Consider the following 14,975-nt stretch of genomic DNA (forward strand, 5'->3'; position numbering starts at 1 on the left):
GGTAATATTCGATGCCGAGCTTGCTGGTTCCGCAAAGCAGGCGCTGCTGGATAAGTCTAGTTGTTAGGGGCAATATACGGACTCTTGCATGGGGTAGAGAGGGGGCTGGAAATATGGCAGCAACCAGACGCACAGTTGTGTACGTGATCGGTGCCGGGTTCTCCGCGGGTCTTGGATTTCCCACGATCAGCCGGTTAGTCGAACAAATTTGGCCTCGCCTGATCAGTGCTGGCATCGCAGATGGCATGGCAGATATCATCCGCTTCCATCATCCGTCCTTCAATCCGTCCCGGGACGACACGTTCGTCAATGTCGAACGCTTATTGTCGGAAATACAGGCGAACGAGGAACTATTCGACTCGAGCCGTCCAGCGACGGGCCGCTTTACTGTAGAGCAGTTAGCTGAACGGCGTCAGGATTTCCTCCTGGAACTTGCCGGCTGGTTTCATGAGCTTCAGCGCAAGGCACTCGCGAAGCCGCCGACATGGCTGTCGAAACTGGCTAAACAAATGCAAAATGAGAACGCGCAGATCATCTCCTTCAATTGGGACCTTATACTTGACGAATTGCTGTTCGGCGAGACGCTCTCTCGTCAGAACTATGGCTTCACTCGCAGGTGGGCCGGTTGTCGCCTATTGAAGCCGCATGGATCCTTGAACTGGTATGAACGGTCATCAGGTCGTCATCTCAAGCGCACCAAGAAGTTCTTGCTCTCTGGGGAAGATGGCGATGCCGTTTACGCTTTCAGACCCTACCGTGCGCCAAAGTCAGAGCGACGCATCTACATGCCTCTAATAGTGCCGCCCGTCTTCAACAAGCAGTTCGCCGGCCCCGTCTTCCAGTCGCTGTGGCGCGAAGTAGTATCGGTTCTGAGCACCGCATCAGATGTGCGCTTTCTTGGATATTCACTCGCCGAGGCCGACTTCCATGCACGCTTCATCCTAAGATGCGGGTTTCACAATCAGGAGAGCGGACAACTACGTGCAGATGGCAAACGCAGCGCGCCTACGGGGCGAGCCGAGGTAACTGTGGTTGACATCAATCCCGAAGTTGGCGGCCGCATTCAGGAACTGGTCGGTTGGCCAGTGGCCAATCACGCGATGAACATCGAGAAATGGGTACGAAGCTGGAAGGACAGTGATTGAGACGTAAGCCGCGCACTCCATCCGTATAGCTGCCTTCCATAGCGGATGGCGAGGTCCCCTTCGCACACACCTTGACCTCGGATACTATTCCGGGTCCAATGCCCACCCTTGAAGAACCGGCGAAGCAGCATAGTCGCAGGCGGAGCGTACCTCCCGGCAGCCTGTCGTGATCCCCAAGCGTTTATCTGGAGGCCTCCATGACGCTGATCCTGCTCGCCATCTCGCTGACCATCGCGGCCTGCGTGATCGCCTACAATCTCGCGATCTACGCCTTGCCTGTCATGGCCGCCATCACTTCCGCGCAATATGCCTGGGGCGCGGGAGGGGGCGTCCTGATGTCCGGCGTCGCCGCGGCTGGGGCCGCTCTGCTGTCGATCGCCCTGGTGTTCGTGGTTCTCGGTTTCGCCAGGAACCCGGTCCTACGCTTCATCGCGCTTGCCCTCTTCGCCGTACCTGCTGTCATCGCGGGCTATGCGCTGGTCTATGGCATCACGAAAAACGCCATCGACTCGAGTCTCGCCCGTAATCTGCTCGGCGGCATCGGCGGGCTTGTTATCGGAGTCTCGGCCATCGTCAATCTGAACGCCCTCGGCGAGTCGGTATTCTCGCGCTGAAACGGTGGCTTCGATCTTCTGCTTCCACAAGGGAAACCCGGTGGCTTGCGCCGCCGGGCATTGGGTGCCCGCACCAATGGTGAGCAATCATTTCATCGCGGCCTCGCCGCCATCATTCTCGCGCTGCGGCACCCCGGCATTGAAATGTGACATCAGCATGGATCCCGCAGTCGCCAAGCGGTCGATACCTGCCGCGTTGGCGCTTCATTCCGTGAGCGCCTCCGCGATCACCTTCACTATGTTCGCCGCAGTGCTGCTGGTCCGGCTCGGACGTTGAAACAGGTGATTCCGTGCCCGGAAACCCGATAGCGGATTCGCTCTCATCCCGGACAGTGCGACCTTCCTGCGGCAAACACGAGGGCAGCCAAGGAAAATAGGGGCGACAGGTGCTGTACCAAATGGGTCCGGTTCAGGGGGCTGAAGGGTCGCTATTACCGGCATTGACGATGTAACTGGTTGTGCATCTCCGGTCTGCCCTCGAAAGCACCATTCCCTCCGCCTGACTGATCCCCTAAGTCCGTTCGGTTTCCACCAGCAACCCCCGCGGCTCCGGACCGAGTTGCCGCGCAGGAGGCGGCTGCCCGCACCACTCCGGGCCTAAAGGGCAGGCTGTCGGCACGCCGACAGTTGCGGGAGTCTCCCGACGGCCTTGGCCGGGTCTCGTCGGAGGGATGGTCCCTCCGAGAAGCAACGGAGACTTGAAAATGCAGAACATCGTCATCCTCGCCGGCAATATCGGTCAGGCCCCGGAATCCCGCACCACTCAGGGCGGGACTTCCATCACCCACTTTACCCTCGCCACCTCGCGCCCCCGCTACTCGGAAGGCCGCGTCCTTCGCGACGAGAACGGCTATCGGATCCAAGACACGGAATGGCACCGCATCACCTGCTTCAACGGCCTCGGCAGGACGGTCCAGCAGCATTGCGACAAGGGCATGAAGGTTCTGGTTCGCGGCCGCATCCACTACACGAAGTGGACCGATGCGGCAGGGGTTGACCGCTATGGCTGCGAGATCATCGCCGAGACGGTCGATTTCCTGAGCCGGGCCAAGCAGACCGAGAACGACGAGGGCAAGTTCATCGACGACGATGACGTGCCGTTCTGACGCGGAAGGCCAGTGGCCCGGCGGCGAAAGGCGCCGGGTTTTTCATGTTCGCGGCAGATCGCTATCACCGTGCCCCCCGATGCTTGACCTTCACCGCGGCCAAAGCCCTCGGTTGAACTGGATAGGGTTTAATAGCCGAACGCCGGGAGGGGGGCGATTTCCGTACCCCCAGATTTCGCCCTGCAACCCGCCGGCCTTTCTCCGCCATCGTGGCCTTCGTCAGCCGCTGAGCACCAGCGGCCTCAACGAACCCCTCGGAGGCCCGATCCATGCGACCCGATCTCGCCGTACTCCCGCCACGTTACCTACGGACCAAGGAGGCTGCCGAGTTTCTCAGCCTGTCTACGCGAACGCTCGAAAAACACCGCACCTACGGCACCGGTCCGGCCTACCGCAAGCTCGGCGGCCGTGTCGTCTATGCCATCGACGATCTCCAATCCTGGGCCGATCGCGGTGCCGTGACTTCCACCTCCGATCCGCGCGGCTCCGTCCTGCCCGCAAAGCGCCACGCCCTCCCGTCCGGTCCTCAGGCCGGCCGCTACGCGCGCTGACGGCGCGCGGTTCTCTTCATGGCGGTGCGACGTCGTTCCCTTTCCGAGCGCGGTCAGCTCGACCTGTTCAGGGCGCTCCCCGGCGATTTCGCGCCACGAGACGCGCAGGATCTCATGGCCTATCCCTTCTTCTCCCTCGCCAAATCGAAGCGTATCGCGCCGATAGACTTCAAGGCCGGCAACGTCACCATCCGGGTCGAGGCCGTTCCCGACCACGGCATGGCCACGATCTGGGATGCCGACATCCTGATCTGGGCCGCCAGCCAGCTCGTCGAAGCCCGCGACGCCGGGCTTCGCACCTCCCGGCTGATGGCCGCGACGCCTTACGAAATCCTCACCTATGTCGGGCGCGGCACCAGCTTGCGCGACTATCAGCGGCTTAAGGCAGGCCTCGACCGGCTGCAATCGACCACGATTTCCACCTCGATCCGCCAGCCGGGCGAGGGGCGTCGGCATCGCTTCTCCTGGATTAACGAATGGCAGGAGCGCACCAGTCGCGAGGGCCGCCCGGATGGCATCGAGATGATCGTGCCGGACTGGTTCTACCAGGCCGTTCTCGACGATGCGCTCGTGCTGACCATCGACCGGGCCTATTTCGATCTGACCGGTGGCCTCGACCGCTGGCTCTATCGGATCGTGCGAAAGCACGGCGGCCGCCAGCGCGATGGCTGGCGCTTCGACTTCCGCCATCTCCACCAGAAATCCGGTTCCCTGTCGCCGTTCAAGCGCTTCGCTTTCGAGCTGCGCGACATCATCCGGCGCCAGCCCCTGCCGGGCTACACGCTGTTCCTGGAGGCCGAGATCGGCGGGCGGATGCTGCTCGCCTTCGAGCCAGCCGCGCCCTGTGGAAAACCTGTGGACGGCCTCGTGCTATCAGGAACCCGGACTATCGTGCTATCGGGAACCCAAGGCTCGTGCTATCAGGAACCCAAACGGGGCTTAACGCACGGAAATCCCACACGAAATCGCGCCCTTAACTTAGAGTCTAACAAAGAGTCTAACCTTGAAGAGCGCGCGCGCGATGTGGAAAATCTCATCCGCGACACCGCCAGAAGCCTCAGCATGGCGGCGAAGAAGAGGGCATCTGTCGCCCCATCCTCGTCCCGACCGGTACCCGATCAAGACGAAGATACGCCGTCCAACAGTCCCGACACGCCCCGCCTTTCCAGCGATCTGCCGGGAGGACGCCGATGATCATCGCGCTCCTCAACCAGAAAGGCGGCGTCGGCAAGACGACGCTGGCGCTGCATCTTGCCGGTGAACTGGCAAGCCGGGGAAAGCGCGTCACGCTGATCGACGCCGACCCGCAGGGCTCCGCGCTCGACTGGTCCCAGCAACGTGCCCATGAGGGTCTTCCACGCCTGTTCGGCGTCGTCGGCCTAGCGCGCGACACGCTGCATCGCGAGGCCCCCGAATTCGCCCGGGACGCCGACATGATCGTCATCGACGGCCCGCCGCGTGTCGCCAGCCTCATGCGCTCTGCGCTTCTCGCTGCCGACCTCGCGCTGATCCCGGTGCAGCCATCACCGCTCGATGGCTGGGCCTCGGCCGAAATGCTGACCCTCCTTGCGGAGGCCCGCATCTATCGGCCCCAGATCGCCGCACGCTTCGTGCTCAACCGCTGCGGTGCGCGCACCATCATCGCCCGCGAAACGGCCGAGACACTGGCCGACCATGATCCTCCGCTGCTCGCGAGCACCATCGGCCAGCGCGTCGTTTTCGCCGACGCCGCGCAATCCGGGCGGCTGGCCCGCGAGATCGACGAGCGCTCCCCGGCCGCGCGCGAGATTGCCGCGCTTGTCACCGAGATCGGCAGGCTTTGTATCGAGCGGATTGCGCCATGAGTGAGCGCACGACCCGCCGAGGGTTTGCAGCCCGCCCGGTCGATCCCGACGGATGGATCAAGGCCGGGGACGGATCCACGAAAGGCGAAGGCGCTGCGTCGGCCAATACGGCCAGGCTGACCATCGATGTCACGCCCGCGATGCGCGGCCGCATCAAGGTCGCCGCTTTCAGCCGCGGCATCACTGTCGCGGACATGCTGCGTGAACTGCTCGCGCGCGAGTTTCCCGACCCATCAGGAGATCGCTCATGATCAGCGCCTCAGCACACCAGGATGATCTAACCCGCGTGGAACTGACGTGGGTGGAGAAACGAATCGAATACTGGATCAGGTTCGGTCAGGAAGCGGGAGCTCAGATCCTCGACCGCAACCGCCGTGTCGTCCTTTTTCGTCCCGGTGCCATTTTCGCCGTCGTCCGCTGGGCGGCGAACGACTACGGCACCATCATCTCGCGCATCGACATCGTGCGCGCCGTGGCACCCGGCAATGCCTATCAGACGCTGCCCTTCGTCCGTCCGGGCGGCGAAATCCTTCTGAGGATCGAGGGCTGGCGACACGTCGAGGGCGTCCTTCGCCATGTCGATAGCGTCGAGGCGCTCGGCATCGATCCAGCTGATGTCGACCCCGATCACTGGCGGCATGTCGCCCACTGGATGCGCGCGGGCGAAGCGCCGCGGCCCTATTCCGAGGCCCGCCACCGGGCATGGCTCCGGCGCCGGGAGGTCGGAAGATGACCCGCGCAACCTATGTCATGGTGACGGCTGTGGCTGCGCTCGCCATCGTCATCGCCAGCTTCGTTCCGACATCGCCCAGGCTGGTCTGGAACGCATCGGCCAGCGTGCCGATCGGCTTCTATACCATCGCGCCGGCCGAGCGGATCGAGGTGCCCGATCTCGTTGCCGTCATGCCGCCTGAGCCCGTCGCCTCCTTCATGGTCGAACGCGGCTACATCGGACGCGGCGCGCCGCTTCTCAAGCGGGTGATCGGCCTGCCGGGGCAGCTCGCATGCCGCGGCGGCCGCTCAATCACGGTCGATGCCGTTACGCTCGGCGAGGCCCGCGACCGCGACCACGAAGGCCGCGACCTGCCGGTCTGGCAGGGCTGCCGCATCATCGCTGACGGCGAAGTTTTCCTGATGAACCCGGACGTCGGTGACAGCCTCGATGGCCGCTATTTCGGTCCGCTCCCCGCATCAGTGGTGATCGGCCGGGCCACCCCGCTTTTCACCGACGAGGACGGCGATGGCCGCCTCAATTGGCGCACGCCGATGCGGTGACGGCGCGCCAACAGCGGGGCGTGTCAGCGGCCTCGCACCTGTCCCACCGCAAAAGGAAAGGAGCCTTCAGTGGCACAGATCGGTCAATTCACGCGTACCCCGTCCGGCTATTCCGGGCAGGTCCGCACTCTATCGCTCGACGTCGAGCTGACCTTTGTTCGGACGGACAAAGCAGAGTCAGAGAATGCGCCCGCCTATCGCATTCACCTGGGCGACGAGGACGGACCGGAAGTCGGCGCAGGCTGGAAACACTCCGGCGAACGCGCCGGGACGTTCATTTCCGTCCTGCTCGACGACCCCGTCTTTCAGCAACCGATCCGCGCCCGCCTGTTCCAGTCGGACGAGACCGGCCGCGATTGGGGCCTGCACTGGACCCGCCAGAAGAAGCGCGGCGAGCAGGAATGATCATGATCATCTCCTGCCTTCGTCCCGCCACCGGCAGATGCGGCGCAGCCCGCCGCATCGTCCTCTTTCTTCTTTCCGGCCTGTTCTTCTCCGCAGCCGCAACACCGCCGGTTCTGGCGCAGATCGCCGTGCCGGATCGCGCCGTCGCCGCGCATCCGCATGACGCATATATCACCGAGGCGTCGCAACGCTTCGGTATTCCAGCGGCCTGGATCATCGCCGTCATGCGCGCGGAAAGCGCCGGCGATATCCGCGCCATTTCCTCGGCGGGCGCAATGGGGCTGATGCAGATCATGCCAGACACCTGGGCAGAGCTGTGCATCCGCTATCGTCTCGGCCTCGATCCCTATGACCCACGCGACAACATCCTCGCAGGCGCGGCTTACCTGCGCGAGATGTGGGATCGCTACGGCAATGTCGGTGCGATGCTCGCGGCCTACAATGCCGGTCCCGGCCGCTACGACGAATACCGCTCGACGGATCGTCCGCTACCCGCCGAGACGCGCGCCTATGTCGCTTCGCTTGCGCCCCTTCTGCTTGGCGAGCAACCCTCAGCCTCCGCTTCAGCTGTTGCCCAATCGCTCGACTGGCGCGAGGCGGCGATCTTCGTTGCGCGTGACGATGGCGTTTTTCCCGCCGATCCAGCGTTGCAGGATCGCGCGCCTGACGAGGCCCCTTCGCTCCTCCCGGCAGCACCGGAAAGGCTCATGGCCTTGCCCCAAGAAGGCCTCTTCGTTGCCCGCAATGCCGCCGAGGACCGGCCATGACCAGTGGCAACGCAATTCGCATCGCATCGCATCGTGTGCTGGCGCAGCATGGAGGGCGCCAGGGGTGGCGGCAGGCGCCACAACCGAAGGATGGCAGGATAAAAGGGCGCACGGTGTGGCTCAGGCGGGCGGTTGTTTTTGTTCATGTTTCTGGCGCGTTCCGCACCGTGCAGCGCTGGCGCGCACCGTGCGCTCCACGCCCATCGCCTTGAATTTCCGCATTGTTTTGCACCGTGCAGGGCCGCGCCATGTCCGATGAGCACGAGTTCCGCATCCGTCCGGGGCGCATCCGTTCGACCCGTGCTCAGGCTGCCCGGCCCTTCATTGCGCAGGCGCTCGCCGCGGCAAAGAAGGCGGGCGGCGGTGTCTCGCGATCCGGCCGCGTCACCTCCGGAAACCGATCCCGCTTCGGGCGCGGTCAGCGGGCCAGCATCCAGGCCAATCGCTTCATCACATCCCGCACGCGCGGCGCCGTGGTCAAGGCGCGGGTTGTCCGCCACAGCGCGCGTTCCGCACCGCTCGGAACCCATCTCGACTATCTGCGCCGCGACGGCGTGACTCGGGATGGGGAGAAGGCGCGGCTGTTCGGGCCGGGAACCGAGGATGCGGATGGCCGTGCCTTCGCCGAGCGCTGCGGTGACGACCGGCATCATTTCCGGTTCATCGTCTCGCCCGACGAGGCCCCAGAAATGTCCGACCTGCGATCCTTTACCCGCGATCTTGTCGGGCAGATGGAGAAGGACCTCGGCACCCGGCTCGACTGGGTAGCGGTCGATCACTGGAATACCGCGCATCCCCATGTCCATCTGATCGTGCGCGGCATGCGCGACGATGGCCAGGACCTCGTGATCTCCCGCGACTACATCAAGGAGGGGATGCGCGACCGGGCGCGCGATCTCATCACCCTGGAGTTGGGGCCGCGCACCGATCTCGACATCCGCCGAACCTTGGAGGCCCAGATCGAGGCAGAACGCTGGACCCAGCTCGACCGGCAGCTTGTTCGCGACGCCGGAAAATCCGGCATCCTCGATTTGGCGCCGCTCCCCGACCACCAGCCCGATGAGTTCCATACGCTGAAAGTCGGCCGGCTGCGCAAACTGGAGGTACTGGGCGTCGCCGGACAGATCGGCCATTCGCAATGGTTCATCAAGCCTGAGGCTGAAACGGTGCTGCGCGAGTTGGGCGAGCGCAGCGACATCATCAAACGCATGCACCGCGCCTTGATCGAACGTGGCATTGAGCGCGGTTCCGCCAGCTATGTCCTGGCAGGTGAAAGCCTCGAGGTGCCCGTCATTGGCCGCCTGATGGAGCGCGGCCTTGATGATGAGCTGAAAGGCACCGCCTATGCGGTCGTCGATGGTGTCGATGGCCGGACCCATCACATCAAGTTTCCGCATCTGGATGCCGCCGGAGACAGCCCACCGGGTTCGATCGTCGAGCTGCGCGCCTATGAGGATGCACGGGGCGCGCGCCGCGTCGCACTCGCCGTCCGCTCCGATCTCGATCTTGGCGCACAGGTGGGTGCCACAGGCGCGACCTGGCTCGACCGGCAGGCCATCGCCCGCGAACCCATTGCGCTCTCAGACAGCGGCTTCGGCGCGGAAGTCCGCCAGGCGATGGATCAGCGCGCGGAGCATCTGATCGGCGAGGGCTTTGCCGAGCGACAAGGCGGGCGCGTCGTCTTCGCGCGCCGACTGCTCAACACGCTGCGTGATCGCGAGGTCAGTGCGCTCGGGGAGAAGCTGGCCAGTGAAACCGGCCTACCATTCAACCATGTCGGCAGCGGCGAGTATGTTTCCGGCACCTATCGTCAGCGCCTCGCGCTCGCCTCGGGCCGCTTTGCCATGATCGACGACGGCCTCGGCTTCCAGCTCGTGCCCTGGTCGCCCTCCATTGAGAAGCAGGTCGGCCGCCACGTTTCCGGCGTCGCCCGCGACGACGGCGGCGTCGATTGGGATTTCGGGCGCAAGCGTGGCCTCGGTCTCTAGCTCAAACGGAAAGGAACACCGCCCATGTCCGCGACCAAGATCCTCTGGGGACAGATCACAATCGTCTTTCTCATCATCCTCGCCACCACCTGGGGCGCGACGCAGTATGTCGCCTGGAGCCTTGGCTATCAGCCTCAGCTCGGCCCGCCCTGGTTCGAACTCTTCGGTGTGCCGGTCTACTACCCACCCGCGATCTTCTGGTGGTGGTATTTCTATGAGGCCTATGCGCCCCCGATCTTCGCCACAGGCGGAATCATCGCGGCGTCGGGCGGATTCATCGCCGTCGCGGTTGCCATCGGCATGTCGGTCTGGCGAGCGCGCGAGGCGAAGAACGTCGCCACCTACGGCTCGGCGCGTTGGGCGGAAAAGCCCGAGATCAAGGCCGCGGGCTTGCTCGATCCCGATGGCGTGGTGCTTGGCCGCTACGAGAAGGATTACCTTCGCCACGATGGGCCGGAGCATGTGCTGTGCTTCGCGCCAACGCGATCCGGCAAGGGGGTCGGCCTCGTCGTCCCCTCACTTCTGACCTGGCCGGGCTCGGTCATCGTCCACGACATCAAGGGCGAGAACTGGCAGCTCACCGCCGGCTTCCGGTCCCGCCATGGCCGGGTGCTGCTCTTCGATCCCACCAACCCGAACTCCTCGGCCTACAATCCGCTGCTCGAGGTGCGGCGTGGCGAATGGGAGGTGCGCGACGTTCAGAACATTGCCGATATCCTCGTCGATCCCGAAGGGAGCCTCGACAAGCGCAATCACTGGGAAAAGACCTCTCACGCGCTGCTCGTCGGCGCGATCCTGCATGTGCTATACGCCGAGCCGGACAAGACGCTGGCGGGCGTCGCCAAGTTCCTTTCCGATCCCAGGCGCCCGGTGGAATCCACCCTGCGCGCCATGATGAAAACCCCGCATCTGGGCGAAGCGGGGCCACACCCCGTCGTTGCCAGCGCGGCACGTGAGCTGCGCAACAAATCCGAGAACGAACGTTCCGGTGTATTGTCGACAGCCATGTCGTTCCTCGGTCTCTATCGTGACCCGGTGGTCGCCGAGGTGACACGCCGCTCTGACTGGCGGATCCGCGACATCGTGGAAGGCGAATGCCCGACCACGCTCTACCTCGTCGTGCCGCCATCCGATATCAACCGGACCAAGCCGTTGATGCGATTGCTGCTCAATCAGGTTGGCCGTCGTCTAACCGAGGATCTACAGGCGAATACGAAGCGGCATCGGTTGCTCCTGATGCTGGACGAGTTTCCTGCCCTCGGGCGGCTCGACTTCTTCGAATCCGCTCTCGCCTTCATGGCGGGCTATGGCCTCAAGAGTTTCCTGATCGCGCAGTCGCTGAACCAGATCGAGAAGGCTTACGGGCCGAACAACTCGATCCTCGACAATTGCCATGTCCGGGTGAGCTTCGCCACCAATGACGAGCGCACCGCAAAGCGCGTCTCCGACGCCCTCGGCACGGCAACCGAGATGAAGGCGATGAAGAACTATGCCGGGCACCGGCTGTCGCCCTGGCTGGGTCATCTCATGGTGTCGCGCTCGGAGACCGCCCGTCAGTTGCTCACACCTGGCGAGATCATGCAGCTTCCCCCGGACGACGAGATCGTCATGGTCGCCGGTATCCCGCCGATCCGGGCGAAAAAGGCGCGCTACTTTGAGGATGGGCGTTTCACCGAACGCCTGATTTCGCCCCCGGAGTTGACGCAGCCAGACAAAACCAGACCCGACGACTGGACCGCGCTCCCGATCCCGGCTCAGCCGGAGAGCTCCGAAGCATCGCCTGAGTATCCGCTCGAGGATGAAGATCCAACCGAATCCGAGCGTCGGCTGCAACCCGAACTCAGCCGCGCGAAGCCGGTGGAGAAGAACATACCCATCGAGAACGAGTTCGAGGCCGGGCTGCATGATGACGCTGGCGAGGACGCCATTCGAAATCGGCGCATGATCCGCCACGCCCAGGGCATCGCGCGTCAGGTCGCGATGGACCCCAATGACGGCATGGACCTGTAGTGCCATGACCAACCCGCGCAAGAAGAAGAAAGTGACGGCCTATCTGGACCCGGAGGTCGAGAAAGCCCTGGCGGATTTCGCGGCACGGCGGGATCAGTCGCAATCGATGATCATGGAAGCCGCCATCGCCTCGTTCCTGTCGCCCGACGATGCCGAGCGCCGGGAGGCGGTTGTTGCCAGACGTCTCGACCAGCTGGATCGCCGCATGACGCGCCTCGAGCGTGATCTCGGCATCGCCGTCGAAAGCCTCGCGGTGTTCATCCGCTTCTGGCTCACCACCACGCCCGCCTTGCCCGAACCCGCCGCTCAGGCTGCGCGCGCCAAAGCCGGCGAGCGCTACGAAGCCTTCATCGCCGCGCTCGGCCGCCGCCTCGCGCAGGGGCCGAAGCTTCGACAGGAAGTGTCGGAGGATGTGCAGGGGACGGAGAGGTGAAAAAGGCCGCAGGAAAAGGTCGTCAGCGACTGTCTTTCAGCGCCAATCGGACAGGACGCGGCACGGCAGGTATTTTGCAGATGCAGGTCCATGTGCGGCCCTTTGCCGTTCTTCGACTTAAACGTGACAAAGGTTGGTAGGAGCCCGATAGCAGTTGTTGGCTCAGACTGTGAGCATACGAGTCCGTTCCGGTCTCAGTGGCTAGGCCTCTCCGAACAGGTTGGCTTGCGGTGAAACGCCCTTTTCAACGTCCTCAGTCATTGCTTGAGCAGAGGCGATGGCCTGGGCTGGGTCCGATTTCCATGCGTTCGCGAACCGCTCGCGATCAATATTCGCATAGTCGAGCAACGCGCCGAGCATTGACTTGGTGTGGACACTGAGACCGTCGAATGGCGGCAGCACTATACGATAACTCGCCATTTCCAATTCCCGACCGGTCATAAATAGCTGGTCCGATTTCAGGAGGCGCACAGCTTGATCGGCGACGATCTCGGCCGGGATTTTATCCAAGTCTTGCTTTAACCCAGCTTCGACAGCTGTAGCAGTTGCCCTGCCGCCGGGGGCGTATTTCTCAACAAGGGCCATGGCCAAGCGAAGCGTCTGCTGACCACTGCCGTCACCCAATGCCCCCAACCGCACGGCCCGCAGGATGAGGTCACGCCTCTCGTCCATTGTTCGAAATGCAGCACCAACGCTGACGTAGTCAAGACTCTGGCAAGCAATGGCCCCAGCAAGGTAAGCCAAGCGGCCAGCCGAACGAGCGGCCTGTGAGTCCGGGTGGTATGCAACAGCGGCAGTGGCCAGCCGGGAGAAACCTTCCAGAGCTCTGACCGCAGACGGAGCGCCAAACCCTTCGGAGAGGGCAGAGAGGATATCAATTCTTGCGTCCTGGAGGTTCTTGTTCCGGAAACTCTTATCTACCGCCTGCAACTCAGCGATCAGTTGCTCATCGCCAATTCGCTCAGGGTAGAGTACCGTCTGACTGTTCTGAATGCGCTGAATGTCTGTGCCGTCGATCAGTTGTAGGTCGAGTTTTTCTGCTACAGACCGTAGGCTTTTCCGCTTATCGGTCGTTGCAATATAGGCCCCGTCAACATCGAGTGCATCCGCCAGTCCGCTCGTCCAAAAGATGCGCTCCACTGCCTTCGGACGCTGCTTGTATTTGATGTCGCAAATCTGGACTCGGCGAGAAGTACCAGTCGGACGCTCATAGAGCCAGAGGTCGACATCGGTTAGGTCTTCATCCGCAAAGCGGAAGGGGACACCACGAATGACGAAGAATCCGGCACGGAGGAAGTACGCACGCAGCACCTCCTCCAATACGGCCCCTTTGGGCGATTGCGTTTTCTCGTTCATCAAAGCACCCGTCCGCCGCGAACGGCCTCTAGAACATCCCGTGTAGCTCGCTTGCTCAACGGGGATTGCTTTTTGCGAATCGAGATACGGCTTTCCTCGGGGCCTACGTATCCCGCCATGGGGGCGCTGGGCAGATCGGCAAGGGACTGTGCATAAGCGTTGCCTTGTGTAAGTACATGCAATGCGAGCTGTCCCACCTCTTTTTTAACCAGGCGCAAGTAGTAACGATTGGCGTAGTTTGCGTCACGCCGAAGTTTGACGACGCCGTTCACCTCAAGGACTCGATAGTCCTGCCCGATTGAGGTTGTCGGGCCGACCTCCCGGCCAGAAATCAGCTTGCCAACGAGAGCAGGAAGATCGGCGATCCGGCCCTGGGAGGATGGCCGAGAAACCATGCCATAGGTGAGAGCCGCCACAAGCGACTTCGCCATGTCGAAGCAGTCGTCCACCATCGGATCGACAAATTTGTGGAACGCTGAGGGAGCAGTAACATACACGTGGCTGCCCCGCTCGTTCGTCACCTCGTTGAGATCATAGACCGCCGCCGCGACCAGCTTTTCAAAGAGCGGCTTCGACAAAACATTCTCGACATGCGCCACGCTCAAGCAACCGCTCTTCGACAATTGTTCGGCGATCTCCGCGACCAGACGCTGATCCGCATCTGAAAGGGAGGCCAGTACCTTCTGGGTTTTGGCGACCGATGACCGTCGGAACAGGTTGCCGTTAAAAAGCAGCCGGTCATGCCCGTCGCCTTCCTTGTCGACAAAACCAATGCCTTCGGCACGATCAAGAAAATCGCCAACTTGGGAGTTGGTGAGTTTGTGCGTATCGCCGATCCGTTGCGAGACGTCAGCCCGCCGGATCGGCGCTTCCGAAGCAATCTCCGCCAGCGTGATTGACGCCTCCTCGTAGGTACTCGGCTCGGCTTCACTATAGATATCGCTAGCATGGCCTAGCGAGCCGCGCGTCGTGACACCCAAAATAGAGATATCGTCTTTCGACTGATCGATCAGACGCTTACGTTCCAAGACTTGAAGGAGGCCGTTCAGCTCCAAACGGGGATCGAGCCCGGAGGCCACAGCGATCGCTCGGGCCTCTACCTTGGAGACGGTTGCCTGGTTTGTTTGGCCGAGTTTTGTTAGGAGGGTTGCAGCCTTCGCCGCCTCGTTGATGGCGGGAAATTCCGCTGGCCCGTTTAAGTCGAGAACGAGCTTGCGGCCATGGTGAATTACCCATGCACCCTTGATTTCCTTGTCGTTCGCCGTGGCCATACATCCCCCGTTCGCTGCTGGTAAACAGCCATCGAGGAGGGCTGACCATCACACACACCTTAGGTGTAGCGTATCTTAGACTGCTCATCCAGCAGCACTGTCTCAGTAGCTTTTCGGTGACGTTCCATAAGCCATCGGGTAGCAGTCGGCCCCAACCCGGTTATTCGTCACCGACGTGGCAAACATCTGCTTCGTACGCCCTCCACGTCG

Annotated in this window: 17 protein-coding genes; 15 read left to right on the plus strand and 2 right to left on the minus strand. The window is 62.7% G+C overall.

Features of this window, described 5'->3' with window-relative positions; genetic code table 11:
- Nucleotides 1-113 precede the first annotated feature (113 nt).
- The 15 genes from EO133_RS10775 to EO133_RS10845 all read left to right on the plus strand — a co-directional run bounded on the left by EO133_RS10775 (nt 114) and on the right by EO133_RS10845 (nt 12,138).
- A complete protein-coding gene (locus tag EO133_RS10775) occupies nt 114-1,145 on the plus strand; it encodes a hypothetical protein (RefSeq protein ID WP_127072652.1) in 1,032 nt (343 codons plus the stop codon).
- Nucleotides 1,146-1,342: 197 nt separating this feature from the next.
- A complete protein-coding gene (locus EO133_RS10780) occupies nt 1,343-1,759 on the plus strand; it encodes a hypothetical protein (RefSeq protein WP_127072653.1) in 417 nt (138 codons plus the stop codon).
- Nucleotides 1,760-1,835: 76 nt separating this feature from the next.
- Nucleotides 1,836-2,036, plus strand: coding sequence for a hypothetical protein (locus EO133_RS10785; RefSeq protein WP_127072654.1), 201 nt, complete (start codon nt 1,836-1,838; stop codon nt 2,034-2,036).
- Nucleotides 2,037-2,463: 427 nt separating this feature from the next.
- Entirely contained in the window at nt 2,464-2,865 is a 402-nt protein-coding gene (locus EO133_RS10790; protein ID WP_127072655.1) for a single-stranded DNA-binding protein, read from the plus strand.
- Nucleotides 2,866-3,134: 269 nt separating this feature from the next.
- The gene (locus tag EO133_RS10795; RefSeq protein ID WP_127072656.1) at nt 3,135-3,416 is read left to right on the plus strand and encodes a helix-turn-helix transcriptional regulator; all 282 of its coding nucleotides are present in this window, start codon (nt 3,135-3,137) and stop codon (nt 3,414-3,416) included.
- 18 nt (nt 3,417-3,434) lie between these two features.
- On the plus strand, nt 3,435-4,610 hold the full coding sequence (locus EO133_RS10800) for a replication initiator protein A (protein ID WP_127072657.1): 1,176 nt from the start codon (nt 3,435-3,437) through the stop codon (nt 4,608-4,610).
- Complete coding sequence (gene parA / locus EO133_RS10805; RefSeq protein WP_127072658.1) at nt 4,607-5,260, plus strand: ParA family partition ATPase; 654 nt, start codon at nt 4,607-4,609, stop codon at nt 5,258-5,260. The genes EO133_RS10800 and parA overlap by 4 nt, the downstream gene beginning before the upstream one ends.
- Nucleotides 5,257-5,511: a hypothetical protein gene (locus EO133_RS10810; RefSeq protein ID WP_127072659.1), complete on the plus strand. Its 255-nt coding sequence runs from the start codon at nt 5,257-5,259 to the stop codon at nt 5,509-5,511. Before parA ends, EO133_RS10810 begins: the two co-directional genes overlap by 4 nt.
- Nucleotides 5,508-5,993: a DUF2840 domain-containing protein gene (locus tag EO133_RS10815; protein ID WP_127072660.1), complete on the plus strand. Its 486-nt coding sequence runs from the start codon at nt 5,508-5,510 to the stop codon at nt 5,991-5,993. The genes EO133_RS10810 and EO133_RS10815 overlap by 4 nt, the downstream gene beginning before the upstream one ends.
- Nucleotides 5,990-6,535: a S26 family signal peptidase gene (locus tag EO133_RS10820; RefSeq protein ID WP_127072661.1), complete on the plus strand. Its 546-nt coding sequence runs from the start codon at nt 5,990-5,992 to the stop codon at nt 6,533-6,535. The genes EO133_RS10815 and EO133_RS10820 overlap by 4 nt, the downstream gene beginning before the upstream one ends.
- Nucleotides 6,536-6,604: 69 nt before the next feature.
- Nucleotides 6,605-6,940 carry a DUF736 domain-containing protein gene (locus EO133_RS10825; RefSeq protein ID WP_127072662.1) on the plus strand — a complete coding sequence of 112 codons (336 nt, stop codon included), beginning with the start codon at nt 6,605-6,607 and terminating at the stop codon, nt 6,938-6,940.
- Between the two features lie 2 nt (nt 6,941-6,942).
- Entirely contained in the window at nt 6,943-7,707 is a 765-nt protein-coding gene (locus tag EO133_RS10830) for a lytic transglycosylase domain-containing protein (RefSeq protein ID WP_127072929.1), read from the plus strand.
- Nucleotides 7,708-7,955: 248 nt separating this feature from the next.
- Nucleotides 7,956-9,695 (plus strand): relaxase/mobilization nuclease domain-containing protein, encoded by a 1,740-nt coding sequence (locus EO133_RS10835; protein ID WP_127072663.1) that lies wholly within the window; start codon nt 7,956-7,958, stop codon nt 9,693-9,695.
- Between the two features lie 24 nt (nt 9,696-9,719).
- Complete coding sequence (locus EO133_RS10840) at nt 9,720-11,705, plus strand: conjugal transfer protein TraG (RefSeq protein ID WP_127072664.1); 1,986 nt, start codon at nt 9,720-9,722, stop codon at nt 11,703-11,705.
- 4 nt (nt 11,706-11,709) lie between these two features.
- Complete coding sequence (locus EO133_RS10845; protein WP_127072665.1) at nt 11,710-12,138, plus strand: ribbon-helix-helix domain-containing protein; 429 nt, start codon at nt 11,710-11,712, stop codon at nt 12,136-12,138.
- 201 nt (nt 12,139-12,339) lie between these two features.
- Here EO133_RS10845 and EO133_RS10850 read toward each other — a convergent pair whose 3' ends face one another.
- Entirely contained in the window at nt 12,340-13,494 is a 1,155-nt protein-coding gene (locus tag EO133_RS10850; protein ID WP_127072666.1) for a hypothetical protein, read from the minus strand.
- Nucleotides 13,494-14,765 (minus strand): hypothetical protein, encoded by a 1,272-nt coding sequence (locus EO133_RS10855; RefSeq protein WP_127072667.1) that lies wholly within the window; start codon nt 14,763-14,765, stop codon nt 13,494-13,496. The genes EO133_RS10850 and EO133_RS10855 overlap by 1 nt, the downstream gene beginning before the upstream one ends.
- Nucleotides 14,766-14,975 lie beyond the last annotated feature (210 nt).

This window comes from Pelagibacterium lentulum, from assembly GCF_003992625.1.
GTDB lineage: Bacteria > Pseudomonadota > Alphaproteobacteria > Rhizobiales > Devosiaceae > Pelagibacterium > Pelagibacterium lentulum.

Excerpts from the sequence above, each read along its gene's own strand:
- EO133_RS10795 (WP_127072656.1), top strand. The coding sequence starts at position 3,135 with ATGCGACCCGATCTCGCCGTACTCCCGCCACGTTACCTACGGACCAAG.
- EO133_RS10780 (WP_127072653.1), top strand. The coding sequence starts at position 1,343 with ATGACGCTGATCCTGCTCGCCATCTCGCTGACCATCGCGGCCTGCGTG.
- EO133_RS10835 (WP_127072663.1), top strand. The coding sequence starts at position 7,956 with ATGTCCGATGAGCACGAGTTCCGCATCCGTCCGGGGCGCATCCGTTCG.
- EO133_RS10830 (WP_127072929.1), top strand. The coding sequence starts at position 6,943 with ATGATCATCTCCTGCCTTCGTCCCGCCACCGGCAGATGCGGCGCAGCC.
- EO133_RS10775 (WP_127072652.1), top strand. The coding sequence starts at position 114 with ATGGCAGCAACCAGACGCACAGTTGTGTACGTGATCGGTGCCGGGTTC.
- EO133_RS10800 (WP_127072657.1), top strand. The coding sequence starts at position 3,435 with ATGGCGGTGCGACGTCGTTCCCTTTCCGAGCGCGGTCAGCTCGACCTG.
- EO133_RS10810 (WP_127072659.1), top strand. The coding sequence starts at position 5,257 with ATGAGTGAGCGCACGACCCGCCGAGGGTTTGCAGCCCGCCCGGTCGAT.
- EO133_RS10785 (WP_127072654.1), top strand. The coding sequence starts at position 1,836 with ATGGTGAGCAATCATTTCATCGCGGCCTCGCCGCCATCATTCTCGCGC.
- EO133_RS10855 (WP_127072667.1), bottom strand. The coding sequence starts at position 14,765 with ATGGCCACGGCGAACGACAAGGAAATCAAGGGTGCATGGGTAATTCAC.
- EO133_RS10790 (WP_127072655.1), top strand. The coding sequence starts at position 2,464 with ATGCAGAACATCGTCATCCTCGCCGGCAATATCGGTCAGGCCCCGGAA.
- EO133_RS10840 (WP_127072664.1), top strand. The coding sequence starts at position 9,720 with ATGTCCGCGACCAAGATCCTCTGGGGACAGATCACAATCGTCTTTCTC.
- EO133_RS10815 (WP_127072660.1), top strand. The coding sequence starts at position 5,508 with ATGATCAGCGCCTCAGCACACCAGGATGATCTAACCCGCGTGGAACTG.
- EO133_RS10820 (WP_127072661.1), top strand. The coding sequence starts at position 5,990 with ATGACCCGCGCAACCTATGTCATGGTGACGGCTGTGGCTGCGCTCGCC.
- parA (WP_127072658.1), top strand. The coding sequence starts at position 4,607 with ATGATCATCGCGCTCCTCAACCAGAAAGGCGGCGTCGGCAAGACGACG.
- EO133_RS10850 (WP_127072666.1), bottom strand. The coding sequence starts at position 13,494 with ATGAACGAGAAAACGCAATCGCCCAAAGGGGCCGTATTGGAGGAGGTG.
- EO133_RS10845 (WP_127072665.1), top strand. The coding sequence starts at position 11,710 with ATGACCAACCCGCGCAAGAAGAAGAAAGTGACGGCCTATCTGGACCCG.